Annotated in this window: 9 protein-coding genes and 1 riboswitch; of the genes, 5 read left to right on the forward strand and 4 right to left on the reverse strand. The window is 69.1% G+C overall.

Going from position 1 to position 15,081, the window contains the following annotated elements; genetic code table 11:
- Positions 1 to 85: 85 nt before the first annotated feature.
- Genes ACFXNW_RS08510 through ACFXNW_RS08520 form a run of 3 tightly spaced genes read left to right on the forward strand, consistent with a single transcriptional unit; the run spans position 86 to position 7,692 of the window.
- Positions 86 to 1,678, forward strand: a complete 1,593-nt coding sequence (locus ACFXNW_RS08510) for a TIGR02677 family protein (RefSeq protein WP_379416985.1) — start codon at positions 86 to 88, stop codon at positions 1,676 to 1,678.
- On the forward strand, positions 1,675 to 3,174 hold the full coding sequence (locus ACFXNW_RS08515) for a TIGR02678 family protein (protein ID WP_379416986.1): 1,500 nt from the start codon (positions 1,675 to 1,677) through the stop codon (positions 3,172 to 3,174). The genes ACFXNW_RS08510 and ACFXNW_RS08515 overlap by 4 nt, the downstream gene beginning before the upstream one ends.
- Entirely contained in the window at positions 3,175 to 7,692 is a 4,518-nt protein-coding gene (locus ACFXNW_RS08520; RefSeq protein WP_379416987.1) for an SbcC/MukB-like Walker B domain-containing protein, read from the forward strand.
- Positions 7,693 to 7,810: 118 nt separating this feature from the next.
- Here the strand turns inward: ACFXNW_RS08520 and ACFXNW_RS08525 are convergent, their stop codons facing one another.
- From ACFXNW_RS08525 to ACFXNW_RS08540, 4 genes are all read right to left on the reverse strand, one after another.
- Positions 7,811 to 8,614 (reverse strand): ABC transporter ATP-binding protein, encoded by an 804-nt coding sequence (locus tag ACFXNW_RS08525; protein WP_379416988.1) that lies wholly within the window; start codon positions 8,612 to 8,614, stop codon positions 7,811 to 7,813.
- Positions 8,607 to 9,425: an ABC transporter permease gene (locus tag ACFXNW_RS08530; protein WP_379416989.1), complete on the reverse strand. Its 819-nt coding sequence runs from the start codon at positions 9,423 to 9,425 to the stop codon at positions 8,607 to 8,609. The genes ACFXNW_RS08525 and ACFXNW_RS08530 overlap by 8 nt, the downstream gene beginning before the upstream one ends.
- A complete protein-coding gene (locus ACFXNW_RS08535; RefSeq protein ID WP_379416990.1) occupies positions 9,403 to 10,425 on the reverse strand; it encodes an ABC transporter substrate-binding protein in 1,023 nt (340 codons plus the stop codon). Before ACFXNW_RS08535 ends, ACFXNW_RS08530 begins: the two co-directional genes overlap by 23 nt.
- Positions 10,422 to 11,126, reverse strand: coding sequence for a TenA family protein (locus ACFXNW_RS08540; protein ID WP_379416991.1), 705 nt, complete (start codon positions 11,124 to 11,126; stop codon positions 10,422 to 10,424). Before ACFXNW_RS08540 ends, ACFXNW_RS08535 begins: the two co-directional genes overlap by 4 nt.
- Positions 11,120 to 11,216, reverse strand: a riboswitch (TPP riboswitch). It overlaps the preceding gene by 7 nt.
- A 184-nt stretch (positions 11,217 to 11,400) precedes the next feature.
- Here ACFXNW_RS08540 and ACFXNW_RS08545 point away from each other — a divergent pair.
- Positions 11,401 to 13,218: an ABC transporter ATP-binding protein gene (locus tag ACFXNW_RS08545; protein ID WP_379416992.1), complete on the forward strand. Its 1,818-nt coding sequence runs from the start codon at positions 11,401 to 11,403 to the stop codon at positions 13,216 to 13,218.
- Positions 13,215 to 14,951, forward strand: a complete 1,737-nt coding sequence (locus ACFXNW_RS08550) for an ABC transporter ATP-binding protein (RefSeq protein WP_379416993.1) — start codon at positions 13,215 to 13,217, stop codon at positions 14,949 to 14,951. The genes ACFXNW_RS08545 and ACFXNW_RS08550 overlap by 4 nt, the downstream gene beginning before the upstream one ends.
- The last annotated feature ends 130 nt before the right edge of the window (positions 14,952 to 15,081 follow it).

The raw sequence follows: 15,081 nt of genomic DNA on the forward strand, positions 1-15,081 counted from the left end.
GCGAACACCGCCATACCGGACGCGGCCACGCCGAACGGGGGTTCATCGTTCCGGTAGCGACCGGCCCGCTATTACCCTGTTCCCGGTGACCGCTTCCGCCGACAGCTCCCCGAGCACCGAACCCGCGTTCCGGGACGAGCGTCTTCGGCTGTTCTCGTTCGCCACCGCCGAGAAGCGCGCCGACTACCTGCGCGTTCTCGACGCCTTCGATCGGGCGCGGGCAGGCTATGTGGTGTTGCTGCACGCCGATGACGTCGCCGCATGGATCGACACCGCCGACAACACTGCCACCGACACCGGCACCGCCGCGTTAGCCCGGCTGACCGCCGCGGAGATCGGCCCGCTGCTCGATCAGCTGCATCGCTGGGGTGTGCTGGAACGCAGCTACGACGGCTCCCGCGCGGCGACCCTGGCCGAGTACCGCAACCGGCATTTCGTCTACCAGTTCGCTCAGGCCGGGTTCCAGGCCTATCGCGCGGTCGCGGGTGTACTGGAAGCCCGGCTCGACGATGTGTCGCTGCCCCGGCTGGTGCTGCCGGAGCTGCTGGCCGACCTGCACACCCTCGCCGAGGCCAACCGCGGCGCCGACGCCGAACGGGTCTATCGCACCCTGCGCAGGCTCGATATCGCGCTGACCGATATGGCCGGGCACGCGGCACAGTTCTATCTGTCGCTCGGCGATCTGGTCCGCACCACCGAGATCACCCCGGAAGCGTTCCTCGCCCACAAGGACGCCCTGCTCGCGCATATGCGCGAATTCGGCCTCGACCTGGCCCGGTTCGCGCCACGGCTGGCCGCCGCGATCACCGCGGTCGAAGACACCGGCATCGACGAGCTGATCGAACGCGCCGCGGGTTGTGATGAGCGGGTATTGCTGAGTCCGGCACGGCGGCAGGCGGATTGGCGCGCACGCTGGGATGGTTTGCGCACCTGGTTCGTGCCGCCGGAGGACACCGCGGGCGCGAGCACCGAGGCCGAGCGGCTGCGTGAGGCCACCATGAGCGCGATCGCCGCGGTGCTGTCGCTGTTGCGGCGGGTGACCGAGACACGCAAGGGCGGTGTCAGCCGCGAATCGGCACTGCGGCATCTGGCGGCGTGGTTCACCGCCGCGCCCACCGCCGACAGCGCGCACGCGCTCTTCGATGCCGTATTCGGGCTCGGCAGGCCGCGGCATCTGGCCACCGAACATCCCGACGCCGATATCGTGCCCGCGATCCGAACCTGGTGGGAGGCACCGCCATTGGAGATCTCGCGAACACTCGCCGAAACCGGGCGGCCACCGTCGGCCGGCGCACCGGCCCGGATCCACCGCAACGACGCGGGCATTCGGCGGTTGCGGGAAACCCAGTTGGCGGCCCAGCGGGAGCGGGCGGCGGCGGCGCGATCACTGGCTGGCTCCGATGTGCACGAACGGGTGCTCGACGTGCGGGAGACCGAGGTACTGCTGCGGCTGCTCGACGCCGCCTCGACGGCGTGGGTGCCGGTCAGCGGGCGAGTCGGCGGCACCAGCGGGTCCGATAGCGGCGTCACGCTCACCGTCTCCGCGCATACCGGTTCCACCGAGGTCCGCACGGCCGCGGGTGTGCTGCATCTGAACAATCGCAAGCTCGAGGTCCGGCAGACGACACGTGCTTCGACTCGCACGGCCGCGACCGGCGGCACAGGGGGCACGCCATGACACGCGGACGCATCGACGCCCTCGCGCTGGACAACTATCAGCGCGCAGCCCGCGTCGTGCTGGCCAACCATCTGGTCACCCGTACCTACCCGGATCGCATCGCCCTGCCGCTGGTGCGGCGCTGGGCCACCGAGCTGCGCGAGGATCTGGCGGAGCTTTTCGGTTACCGGCTGGAGGTCACCGAGACCACGGCAAGGGTGTTCCCGGTGCTGGACCGGTTGGACGCGAGCAGGCCAGCGCGGACGTCCGCCGACCGGGTGTTCGACCGCCGTCGCTACGCGTATCTGGCGCTCGCATTGGCCGCGTTGGGCCGGGCCGGAGATCAGATCACCCTGTCCGAGCTCGCCGACCAGGTGGCTGTGTACACCGCGCAGCTCGACGGGCTCGACCTGGCCACCGATCGTGCCGCCGACCGTGACGCCTTCGTCGACGCGGTGGGCTGGCTGGCCACCCGCGGGGCGCTGACATTGGCCGACGGCGATGCGAGCGGTTGGGCCTCGGACCCCAACGCCGGTGAGGCGCTCTACGACATCGACCGCGCCGTGGTGTTCGCGCTGTTCCGGCCGCCGCGGGCGTTGCAGCACCTGCACAGCGTGCACGGGTTGCTCGGTGAACCCACCGCCACCGGCCCGGCATCGCCTCGCCATTCCGAGGCGGCGCGGCACGTGCGGCGGGCGCTGGTCGAGCGGCCGGTGGTGTACGCCGCGGACCTCGAGGCCGACGAATTGCCGCTGCTGACCCAGGATCGGCTCATCGCCGAGGTCGAACTGTTCACCGGCTTGCGCGCCGAACGCCGCGCCGAGGGTGTGGCATTGATCGATACGTCCGGGCGGTTGTCCGATGTCCGGTTCCCCGGCACCGGCACGCTCGCCCAGGTCGGTTTGCTGCTGGCGGGTGAGATCGCCGATCGGGTCCTCGATATCGACGATCCGATCGCCCGACGCACTGGGGCCACCGAACCCGCCTCCGCACTCGCGGCCGACCTCGACGCGGCGATCCCGCAGTCGTCGGTGTTCGAGCCGCTGAGCGAACTCGATGCGGCGTCAACCGAATCCGATGAGCCGCCCACCGAAGACGTGCCGGAGCCCGACTACCCCTTCCTCGACACCGCGTGGATCGAGGAAACCGTGCACGCGCTCACCGACCGCTACGGCGCCACCTTCGCCGCCCAGTGGCAGGCCGACGTGCCCGGCCTCACGGCTGAGGTCATCGCATTGCTGGAACGTCTCCGACTCATCGCCCGAGTGACGGGCGGGTTGCTGGTACTGCCCGCGTTGGCACGGTATCGGGGCGCGGTCGTCACGGTGCGCGCGAAGAAGTCCGCCGAGTTGTTCGTCACCGCCGCCGAGACCTACCCGTCCGCCGACGCTGTCTCGAGCACTCGATCTGCGGATCCCGCCCCCGACGACGCCGTCGACCCCGCCGCGTCCCCCACCGAAGACCGACTTCACCGAGAACCCGTGCTGGACACGGCCGGTACGGAAGGAGCCGAGTAGATGTCGCTCATTCATGGCGGGGTGCGGTTCGTGCCGACCCGCGCGGGGATCGTGAACCTGTGGGACTACCGCGATCAGGAGTTCTGCTTCGCCGACGGCAGGCTGGTGCTGCGCGGGCCCAACGGTTCCGGCAAGACCAAGGCTCTCGAGGTGCTGTTCCCGTTCGTGCTGGACGGCCGGATCGAGCCGCGGCGGCTCAATCCGTTCGCCGGTGAAGAACGCACCATGAAGTCGAATCTGCTCTACCGCAAACAGGAATCGGCGTACTCCTACGTCTGGATGGAGTTCGCGCGCGGCGACTGGGACGACCCGGAAGTCGTGACCGTTGGTATCGGCATGCGGGCCACACGTTCGGCGGACAAGGTGACGCGCTGGTACTTCGTCGCCGACGGACGCGTCGGCGTCGACTTCTCCCTGCTCGGGCCGGACGACCGGCCGTTCACCCGCAAACAGCTGGCCGAGCAGATCGGCTCGGACGCCATCGTCGACCGGCCGGTGGAGTACCGGACCGCGATCGACGCGCGCATGTTTGGACTCGGCACTCAACGCTACGACCAGCTCATCAACCTGATCCTCACACTGCGCCGCCCGCAGCTGGCCAAGAACCTCGATCCGCGCGGCCTGTCACAGGCGCTGACCGACGGTTTGCGGCCGCTCGACGATCAGCTGATCACCGATGCCGCCCGCTCGTTCAGCGATATGGAGGAGGTCGGGCGCACGCTGTCGGGGTTGGTCCAGGCCGACACCGCGACCAGGGATTTCGTATCGGTGTACCGGAAATACCTTGCGGTACAGGCCAAGACCGATGTCGAGCAGGTGGCCGCCCGCCTCGACGCGGTTACCCATGCCGGGACCGCGTTGTTCGCGGCGACGGCGCTGCGCGAGCGTCGCGAGGGCGAACGCACGGCGGCCGAGGCACGCGCCGACGACGCTGACCGCGCCTACGAGCAGTCCATCGCCGATCGGGAGACCCTGCAGCGTTCCAGCGCCTACGAGGGCAAACAGCAGCTCGACGACCTCGCCGACGCCGTCCGCCGATTGGAAACCTCCGCGGGCGCGCATCGCGACAAGTCGGTCAAAGCGGCGCAGACCCTCGATCAGCGTGCCCAGGAAGCCGAACGTGCCGCAGCGGCCGTCGCCACCACCACCTCGGCGCTCGCCCGTGGCGAAGACGAGCTGAGCGCGGCCGCGGAGGAGGCGGGGATCTCCTGGACGCCGCTGTCGGATCTGTCGCGGGCCGAGCAGGTGACCACCGCCGTGCGCGGCCACGCCGAAGAGCGCGACGCCGACGTTCGCGCCGTCCGGCATGCGCTCGGCCTGCTCGACACCGCGTCGGCCGAGCGAACCAGGGCCGAACGGCTCGCCGATCGCGCACGCACGGCACGTGATGCGGCCACCGCCGAGATCGTCCGCGCCGAAGCAGCGGTGGCGGTGGCGCGCACCGAGGCGAGTTCGGCTCTGCGCCAGTGGTGGAGCGCGCACCGTGAGGTGTACTCCGCCGAGGGGAACGACATCGTCGACGCGCTGGACACAGCACTCGCCCAGACCGGAGCCGACGAGGTCGCGGGCCTGTCGGAAATCCTCGCCGAACATGCCGAACCGCTGCTCGACGAGCTGCGCACGCGTCGTCAGGAGGCGAAGGCACGCGCTGCCGCCGCGGGCAATCAGATCCGCGAACTCCGGTCCGAACGCGACCGGGTCGCCGCGCAACGAGACGACGCACCGCCGGCCTCATGCACCCGGACAGACGTTCGCGACGGCTTGCCGGGCGCACCGCTGTGGCGGCTCGTCCGTTTCGCCGACGACGTACCTATCGAGACCGCCGCAGGAATCGAATCGGCGTTGGCCGCCGCGGGCCTACTCGACTCATGGGTCTGCGCCGATGCCGACCGCCCCGCCCAGTACGACTCCGAGGCTTTCCTCACCCCGCTGCCCGCCGATGCGCGCCCGGTCGGCCGCACCCTCGCCGATGTGCTGATCGTGGAGGAGGATTCCGATGAGCTGACCGTGCCTCGGGCGGAGGTAGCTGCTGTACTGGCGTCGATCGCAGTCAGCGACGATGGCTGGGATGATGTCACTGTCTTATCGGGCCTCGCAGATCTCGACGACTTCACTGGTGCCGCACGTCTGGACCGCGAGGGCGGGCGCGCCCGCTCGACCGGGCAAGGCAGTGGCGCACCGAGTCTCGCAGCGGGAGATGCGGGCACCAATTCGCCGACGACTGCTGCTGCCGCCCCTGACACTGCGTCGCGCACCGCCGAGCCCGGTGATCACTCCGACCGGCTGGTTACTGCGCAGCAGAGTTCCGACGACGCGCCTGGCGGGTCGACCCCGTACGACCGTGGCGTTCGAGGGACCGATCTAGCGGGTGCCGAGTCGTCGGCCCAGGCTGCTTCCGCCGAGACCGCGACCGTTTCTGCCTCCGGCCACTTCCGGCTCGGTGTATTGCTCGGCCGCCACCGCAAGCCCCATGCCGAGTTCATCGGCACCACCGCACGCGCCCGCCGACGCGACCTGCGGGTCGCCGAACTGGATCTCGCCATCGAGGCGGCCACCACGGAACAGCATGCCGCCACCGACGACGAAGCAGCCGCCACCGCGCAGCTCACCCGAATAAGCGCCGCCGCCAAAGCGCTGCCTCGCCCCACTGGTGTGACCGCCGCACTCCGCGCAGTCTCCGAATGCGCGGGCATGTTGCGCTCCAAAACCGAGGCCGCGACGCAAGCCGATGCCGACCTCGACCAGGCGGTGGCACAGACGTCGACGGCGGACAAGGCCCTGCGCACTGCCGCCGTCGCGCACCGCACGCCGCGCGACCCGCGCGAGATCGACGCCCTGGCCGCCGCGATCCGGCATTTCGAGAACACCGGCACAGGCCTGCTGCGCCTGCGCGCCGAACACGAGCGCGATCGTGAGCGGGAACGCGAGGCAGGCGACCGCCACGCCGAGGCACGTGACCTCGCCGAGGCCTTCGCCGAGGAGGCCGAGGCCGCGCAGTCCGGGTTCGAGGAACAGTCGCGCAAGCTGGAGACGCTGCGCGAATCCCTAGGTGCGAGCGCCGCCGATATCGATCGCGACCTGGAGCAGGCACGCGAACGCATCGAAGCGGCCAGGGCCGAGCAGAAGGCCGCGCGCAAGGCCGCCAATACCGCCATCGAAGCGGTCGGCGACGCCGAGGCCGCCTACCGCACCGCACACGAATCGCTGGGTACCGCGCTGACAGAGGTGCTCGCCGATGTCCGCGCGCTGGCGCCCTACGCACAACCGGACCTGCTCGCACTGCTGGGTGCGAATACCGAATGCCGCTGGCCCAGTAGCGATGCCGCGTGGTCCACGCCGGATCAGCTGCTGTACCGCATCGCCTCGGCCGGGCCGGAATCCGAGCCACGAGTGCTTCCCGACGAGGTGGCCGAACTCTTCGCCGAACTGCGCACCGCGACCGAATCGGTGCGCGCGAGCGAAGCGGGCCGCAAGTCGACCCGAAGCGCGGTGACCACCGCCCTCCAAGAGTTCGACGCCGCGCTCGCCGCATCCGGCCGCGACTACCGGGTCCACTGGGACGCCGCCGACGGGCTGACAGTGGTGCGCGTCCACGACGACCACGGTGTCGCCCCGCTCGCGGATTTCGCGCACCGTGTCGACGCAGCCAGACGCGACCAAGAACTACTGCTCACCGACGCCGAACGCCGCATTCTCGAAGACGCCCTGCTGACCGGTCTCGCCCAGCAGATCCACGAACGCACCAGCGATGCCCGCGAACTGATCAGCCGGATGAGTACGGAGATGGAGCAGCGGCGCATGTCCTCGGGCAACACCATCGGTGTGCACTGGCTGCTCGCCGACGGGTTGTCCGATGCGGCACGCTCGATGTGCAAACTGCTCGACCGTGACACCTCCGCATTGAGCGCTGAGGACCTTGCGGCCATCCGAGCCCATTTCGCCGCCGAGATCCGCGCAGCCCGCGCCGCCCACCCTGAACGCTCCTACCCTGAGATCCTCGCCGCGACCTTGGATTACCGCACGTGGCGGGTGTTCTCGTTCACGCTGATCTCCGGCGACGGATCCGAGGACCGGCTCACCGTCGCCCGCCACAGCGCCCTCTCCGGTGGTGAGCAGTCGGTCTCCCTGCACCTGCCACTGTTCGCTGCCGCCCACGTCATGCTCGACTCCGCCGACCCCCAGGCACCACGGCTACTCGCCCTGGACGAGGCCTTCGCCGGCGTCGACGACAACGGCCGCAGCGAATTGCTCGGCCTCAGCGTCCAATTCGACCTCGATCTCTTCATGACCGGCTACGACCTGTGGATCACCTACCCCCACGTCCCCGCCTGCGCCCACTACGACCTCGCCCACTCCACGGCCGAGAACACGGTGAGCGCCACGCTACTGGTCTGGGACGCCGGCGACCTCCTCGCCGAACACGACGGCACCGACCTCACCACTGCCCTGCACTCCCCCAACCGCCGTCGCCTTGCCCATTCGATCCACGGAGGGCTCGCGCTGGAATCCGTCGGCTGAGCATCGCGCACCACCTCGGACACCGCGGCAAGCGCTCGTCATCACCGGCCGGTGCCGACCTCGACCGGCCAGATATGCACGCCGGACAGCCGATTTCCGCGCACAGCGCCGTGCGGATCTACTGTTCGGGGGACGCCCGTCGTGACTCGTCGTGCAAGATCTCGAGCAGTTCCTGCTCCAGCGCGACGAATTCGGGCGCGGTGATCGTCGTCAGGTCCCGCGGTCGTGGAAGATCGACACGCACCTCATGACGCACGGTGGCGGGGCGCGCCGACAGCACGATCACGCGGTCCGACAGGTAGACGGCCTCGCGAATATCGTGGGTGATCATCAGGACCGTCCACCGGTATCGCTGCCACACCTGCTGCAACCACGACTGCATCTCGGTACGTGTCAACGAGTCGAGCGCGCCGAAAGGTTCGTCCAGTAGCAGCACGTCACGTTCCTGGACGACCGTGCGCAGCATCGCTGCCCGCTGCCGCATCCCGCCCGACAGCTGGGCGGGCCGGGCGTTCTCGAACCCCGTCAATCCGAACACCGGGAACAGCTCGAGGGCGCGGCGGCGGGCCTGCGACTTGGCAACGCCCTGGACCTGCAAACCGAGGATGGTGTTGTCGAGGATGGTCCGCCACGGGAACAGCAGATCCTTCTGCGGCATATAAGCACAGTGCGAGGCCGGGTTGTCGTCATCGGTCGCGCGGAAGTGGACACCGCCCGAGTCGGGGGATTCGAGCCCGGCCAGCATGTTGAACACGGTGCTCTTGCCGCACCCGCTCGGCCCGATGATGCTGACGAACTCGCCCGGCCGGACCGTGAACGAGACCCCGCCGAGCACCGCGAGATCCGGGCTACGCCGCCCGGGCCGCGAAAACGACTTCCTGAGTCCGTCGACGACGAGCCGGTCGTCCCCGTCGTCAAGCACGGCCGCTCCTGCTCTCCGCGAGGGCCCACGGCGCGACCAGTCGTTCGATCACGAACGTCGCCAGATACAGCGCGATGCTCAACAGCGCGGTCACCAGCACCGCCGCCAGCACCAAATCGGTGCGGAACGAATTCTTCTGCAAACTCATGTAGATGCCGAGCCCCGCACTGGCACCGACGTACTCGGCGAACACCGCACCCACCACCGCGTAGGTGATCCCGATACGCAAGGCGGTGAAGAAACGCGGCACCGCTGAGGGCAACCGCACATACCGGAACACCTGAATCCGGGAGGCCCCCATGCTCCGCAACAGCGCGCCTGCCTCCCGGTCCGCCGCCGCGAATCCCTCGATCAGGCCGATCGCCATCGGGAAGAAGGTCACCAGCGAGACCACCAGGATCTTCGGCAGCAGACCGAACCCGAACCAGATGATCATCAGCGGTGCGATCGCGACGATCGGCAAGGTCTGCGACGCGACGAACAACGGCACGAACGCGCGCCGCAGCCACGGTGAGAAGTCCACGACGATCGCCAGCACCCAGGCCAGCGTCAGCGAGACCGCGAACCCGATCAGCGTCACCTGCACAGTGGCCGCCGCGTGCGTGCCGATCTCGTCTCGATGCGCCCACCCCTGCCGCACCACCCGCATCGGCGACGGCAGCACCTGCGGGCGGATACCGCTGGTCGAGACGTAGATCTGCCAGACGGCGACCAGCACGGCCACCATCACGACCGACGGGACAGCCCACCGGATTCCACCCGGGCGAGCTGTTTCGCCTACCGCGATGTCACGGGTTGGTGAGGTACTCATTGGTGAAATAGCTCGACCAATCGGGCTCCTCAGACAGCGGCGTTCCGTCGGGCCCGTTCAGCAGACCTCCCCGATACAGGAAGCCGGAGTTCGCCGCCCACTGCTCCGGCGTCTGGCCGCCCACCCGGCCCGCGGCGTCTTTCATGAACTGCTCGGCCAGCATGCGCTGGCTTTCGAAGACCAGCGCCTCGTCGTTGAACGCGCCCGGATTGGCGTCGATCAGGTCCTTGGCCGCCGCGTCGGGGTTGTCGGCGGCGAACTGGTAGCCGCGTTGCAGCGCTTGCACGAAGCTGCGCGCCCGATCCGGGTTCGCGGCGAGCCAGTCCTCGTTGGCATCGATCACGATGGCGTACGCGTCGGGAAAGCCGAAATCGGTGTAGCGGAAGTACTTCATCGGCGTGCCGTGATGTTCTGCCTCGATGCCCTCCCACGCCAGATAGGAGACGGTGAAGTCGGCCTTACCGGAATAGACCGCCTCGTAGGCGGACGATCCCAGCATCACCGACGTGAAATCGCCGGTGCCGCCGTCGTTCCGGATGACCTGTTGCAGCGCTTCCTTCTCGCCCGGGTCACCGAAGCCGGCGTAGGTCTTGCCGTCCAGGTCCTTCGGGCTCGCGATATCGGCGCGGTCGGCGCGCACACCGATTCCCGTCGCCCAGTGCTGTAATGGTGCGAGCACCGACTTCGTGCGCGCACCGGCCGCGCGAGCGAAGGTGGCCGAATTGTGCGTGCTGATACCGAATTCCGCGTTCCCGGCGTCGACCACGGTGTCGACGGCCGTGTTGTTGTACGGCAGGATCTGCACGTCGAGGCCCGCTTCGGCGAAGTAGCCCTGCTGCATCGCGACATAGAGCCCGGTGTGGTTGGTGTTCGGCGTCCAATCCAGCGCGAAGCGAATCGTCTCATCGGAGCCGCCACCCGACCCGCACGCGGTGAGCGCCGAAAGCACGGCGACAGCGGTGACTGCGACCGCGAGGGCGCGGCGCAAGCGGGCGTTCATCCGGCAGGCCAGGGCTGCGGATGCAGGGCGGTGTCCCAGAACATCAATTCGTACCGCGTGGCGAGGGTGAACGCGGCCGCCATCGCCTCCCGCTCACCGTCGCCCGCCGACTCGGCGGCCGCGTCGACCATGGAGCGGGCCGTGGCGGCGGACTTCTGGAAGTCCTCGGCGCCGTAGGTGGTGACCCACCGCGCGTACGGGTGGTCCGGGTCGGCGGCGACCACCTGCGCGGCGCTCTCGGCCAGGTCGCGACCGACCTCGGCGTAGATCCAGAAGCAGGGCAGCGCCGCCGCGGCGGCGACCGCGTAGGTTTCCGTCGCGGCGGTCGCGATCAGGTAGGACACGTACGCCAGACACGTCGGCGAATGCTCCGGCTCACCTTCCCGCGGCGGCAACGCTGCGCTGCTGAGCAGCTCGTTGTGCATCGCGGATTCGACGGTGGCCGCGGTGGCCGACGAGTTCGCCCAGAACGCGGCGGTCTGCGGATCGGGCGATTTCGAAGCCAGGATGGCCAGCGCCTTCGAGTACCCGGTCAGGTACAGCGAATCCTGTTCGATGTAGGTGCGGAACACCTCGGGTGGCAAGGTGCCGTCACCGAGTCGGCGCAGGAATTCGAGGTCGTCGATCGCGACCCGCAGGACCTTCGTCCGGTCCCAGAGCTGGTCGGTGAACCGACCCGTGTTCGTCGTGTGGGCGTGCACCGCCGTGACATCCCTTCGTCAGTATTACCTGAACAGGTTCGCCGGGTGTGTTCTCAGCCTCGCGGTCGCGAAGCACCCCGTGTCCGACGACCGACCATAGCAGTGCCGATCCGGACGAAGGGGACGTCCGCCCGGACCTCGACCGCCGCACAGCGCTCAGGAGGTGCCGCGCATCACAGTCGGCCCCCTCCATTAGGCAAGGCTTTCCTGCATTCGGCCGAACTGGATAGACTGCGCGTGACTACCCGCCCGAACGATGCGTAGGGGTTCCTCTGTGCCCGAAGACAGCCTGACCGGCGACCGTCCCGAGACGGCCGCCGACACGAAGCAGGCCAAACAAGCCGAAAAGGCGGCGCGCAACGCGATACTCGCGCCGGTGCGCGGGCGCCTGGCGATCGCCAGCGCGATCGTGTTCGTCTCCGCGCTGTGCGCGGTGCTGCCGTTCGTGCTGATCGTCGAGGCCGCCCGGCGGCTCCTCGACGGTGACACCACCGACGTGTGGCAGCCGGTGCTGGTTGCGCTGATCCTGCTCGGCCTGCGCGGCATGCTGTACTCCGGCGCGCTGCTGTGGACCCACGTCATCGACGCCGGCAACCAGCTGCATCTGCGACAGTCGCTGGCCGACAAACTACGGCGCGTACCACTGGGCTGGTTCGGGGCCCGCACCTCGGGTGAGGTCAAGAAGCTCCTCCAGGACGACGTGGAGTCGATCCATTACCTGGTCGCCCACGCGCAAATGGAGTTCACCGCGGCGATCGTGACGCCCATCCTGACGCTTGGCTATCTGTTCCTCGTCGACTGGCGGCTCGCGCTGGCCCTGCTGGCGCCACTGGCCCTGTACGGGGTGGCGCTCGGGGCGATGATGGGCCGCAACTACGACGAGAAGATGCGCGAATACACCGAGTGGGAGAAGCGCTCGGAGTCGGCGACGGTCGAGTTCGTCGACGGCATCCAGGTGGTCCGGGCGTTCGGGCAGGCCCGCCGCGCCCACCACCGCTACCGCGACGCGGTCGAGGGATTCACCGACTACTTCAAGGCGTGGGCGACGCCGATGACGCGGATCGAGGCGTCGGCGAGCTTGCTGCTCAATCCGGTGTTCCTCATGGTGGTCGTGCTCGCCGTCGGCCTGCCGCTGGTCTCGGGCGGTATGTCCGCGCTGGATTTGCTGCCGTTCCTGCTGCTCGGCCTCGGACTCGGCACCACGGTGCTGACGGTCGGCTACTCGGCACAGTCGCTGCGCCAGGCCGACGCGGCGTGCCTGCGACTGTACGAGCAGTTGCAGGTTGCGGAGCTGGAGCAGATCGACCCGGCCGAGGCGGCGGGCGTGGAGCCGGGAACAGTCCGGTTCGAGGACGTGCAGTTCGGCTACCACGAAGGCCACGATGTCCTGAAGGGCGTCACGGCGACGCTGCGCCCGGGCACCATCACCGCGCTGGTCGGGCCGAGTGGGTCCGGCAAGTCGACCATGGCGAAACTGCTGCCGCGCTTCCACGACGTCACGCGGGGGCGCATCACCATCGACGGCCAGGACATCCGGTCGATGCGGCAGGAAGACCTGTACCGGCGCGTGGCATTCGTGTTCCAGGACGTGCGCCTGCTCCACGACACGGTGCGCGCGAACCTGGCGCTGGCGCGGCCGAACGCGAGCGAGGAGGAGATCGAACGCGTCGCGCGCGCGGCGCAGATCCACGAGCGCATCCTGGAGCTCCCGCGTGGCTACGACTCCGTGATCGGCGATGACGCCCGATTGTCCGGCGGTGAGGCGCAACGACTCTCGATCGCCCGGGCACTGCTCGCCGACGCGCCGATCCTGGTGCTGGACGAGGCGACCGCGTTCGCCGATCCGGAATCGGAGGCAGCGATCCAGGATGCTCTGGCCACGCTGGTCGCCGGACGCACGGTACTGGTAATCGCGCATCGCCTGCACACCATCACCGGCGTCGACGAGTTGCTCGTCCTCGAGGACGGCAAGCTGGTCGAGCAGGGCACACACGAGGAATTGCTCGCGGCGGCCGGAACCTACCGCGGGCTGTGGGACGCGAACGAGGCCGCGGTCCGCGATCTCGGCGAAATCGAGGGAGCCGCACGATGATTCGCCAGCTCACCCGCCTGGTGCCCGAAGAGCACCGGCCGCTGCTCCCCCGATACGGCGCCGCGCTGATCGTGTTGTCGATCGCACAGGGCGTCGCCTACGTCATGCTCGCGCCGCTGCTCGAGGACGTCTTCGCCGATCGCATCGATCGGGCGGCCTGGTGGCTCGCCGGGATCGTCGGCGCGTACCTGGTGGTCGCCGCCACCAGCTTCCTGCAAGCTCAGATCGGCCTGCGCATCGGCGTCGCGCTGATGCGCCACTTGCAGATGCGGCTCGGCGATCACCTGGGCGCCATGCCGCTCGGCGCGTTCGGCCCGTCCACCTCGGGCCAGGCCTCACGCTTGATCACCTCCAGCACCCGCGAGGTGATGGGCGTGTTCGCGCATCTGCTCACGCCACTGGTCACCGCTGTGCTGGTCCCGATGACGGTCGCTGTCGGCATGCTGTTCGTCGACTGGCGGATCTCCCTGGCGATGGTGGCGAGCGCACCCGTCCTCTACTTCGTGAACAAGTGGGGCGGGTCGCTCTACGCACACGCCACCGTGGGCCAGCATCAGGCCGCCGCCGAGGCCAACTCCCGCGTCATCGAATTCGCCCAGGCGCAGCCGGTTCTGCGCGCTTTCGGCGCCGACGACGCAGGCACCGACGCGCTCCGGACGGCGCTGCGCGAACAGGGCCGCGCCACCACGCGCTCCATCTGGGCGTCCGTGCCCGGACTGGTGATCTTCGCTTTCGTCGTGCAGCTGACGTTCATTCCCCTGGTGTGGCTGGCGATCTCGCTGGCTACCTCGGGCGATGTCTCGGTGCCGGTCGCGATCGCGCTGATCGCCGTGAGCTCCAGGTTCGTCGAGCCGCTCAACCAGGCCGCCGAGTTGTCGACCGCCATCCGCCGCGCGATGGTCGCGGTGAACAAGATCAACAAGTTCCTCGACACCCCAGTGGTCGCCGAGCCGGCCGAGCCCGCGCAGCCGGTCGACGCCGGTGTCCGGTTCGACGACGTCACCTTCGGCTACCGATCCGACGACACGGTGCTGGAGGGCGTGTCGTTCGAGGCACCTGCCGGGACGACCACCGCGATCGTCGGACCCAGCGGCGCGGGCAAGACCACGGTGCTGCGACTGGCCGCCCGGTTCTACGACGCGGACAGCGGCCGCATCCTGCTCGGCGACCGCGACGTCCGCGACCTGACCTCCGAAACGCTGCTGAACCAGGTCTCCCTCGTCTTCCAGGACGTGTACCTGTTCGACCAGACGGTCATGGACAACATCCGCGTCGGCCGGCCGGAAGCCACCGACGAGGAAGTGCTCCAGGCGGCCCGCACCGCGCGGGTCGACGAAATCGCCGCGCGGCTACCCGAAGGCTGGGACACCCGCGTCGGCGAGGGCGGCACCGCGCTGTCCGGTGGTGAGCGCCAACGCATCTCGATCGCGCGGGCCCTGCTCAAGAACGCGCCCGTCGTACTACTCGACGAGGCGACCAGCGCCCTGGACCCGCAGAACGAGGCCGCCGTCGTGCGCGGTATCCGCGAACTCACCGAGGGCAAGACCGTACTGGTGGTCGCCCACCGCCTGCCCACCATCCGCCACGCCGACCAGATTCTTTTCGTCGATGAGGGTGGCATCGTGGAACGCGGCACGCACGACGAGCTGGTCGCGGCCGACGGGCGCTATGCGGCGTTCTGGTCGGAACGCACTCGGGCTGCTGGGTGGCGGCTCACCGCCGCCCGCGGCTGAGGTGGCTCTTTAGACCTGTCCCCGGTGGCGGCTTCGCGCTGATGCGCTGCCGCCCCGGGGATTCCCACCCGGCCACCAGATCGCACCGGCAACTCGGATGGAGCCATTCGATCCAGGAGCTTCCATTGCC

It is taken from the genome of Nocardia sp. NPDC059180 (assembly GCF_042754945.1).
GTDB lineage: Bacteria > Actinomycetota > Actinomycetes > Mycobacteriales > Mycobacteriaceae > Nocardia.

Excerpts from the sequence above, each read along its gene's own strand:
- ACFXNW_RS08515 (WP_379416986.1), top strand. The coding sequence starts at position 1,675 with ATGACACGCGGACGCATCGACGCCCTCGCGCTGGACAACTATCAGCGC.
- ACFXNW_RS08520 (WP_379416987.1), top strand. The coding sequence starts at position 3,175 with ATGTCGCTCATTCATGGCGGGGTGCGGTTCGTGCCGACCCGCGCGGGG.
- ACFXNW_RS08530 (WP_379416989.1), bottom strand. The coding sequence starts at position 9,425 with ATGAGTACCTCACCAACCCGTGACATCGCGGTAGGCGAAACAGCTCGC.
- ACFXNW_RS08535 (WP_379416990.1), bottom strand. The coding sequence starts at position 10,425 with ATGAACGCCCGCTTGCGCCGCGCCCTCGCGGTCGCAGTCACCGCTGTC.
- ACFXNW_RS08550 (WP_379416993.1), top strand. The coding sequence starts at position 13,215 with ATGATTCGCCAGCTCACCCGCCTGGTGCCCGAAGAGCACCGGCCGCTG.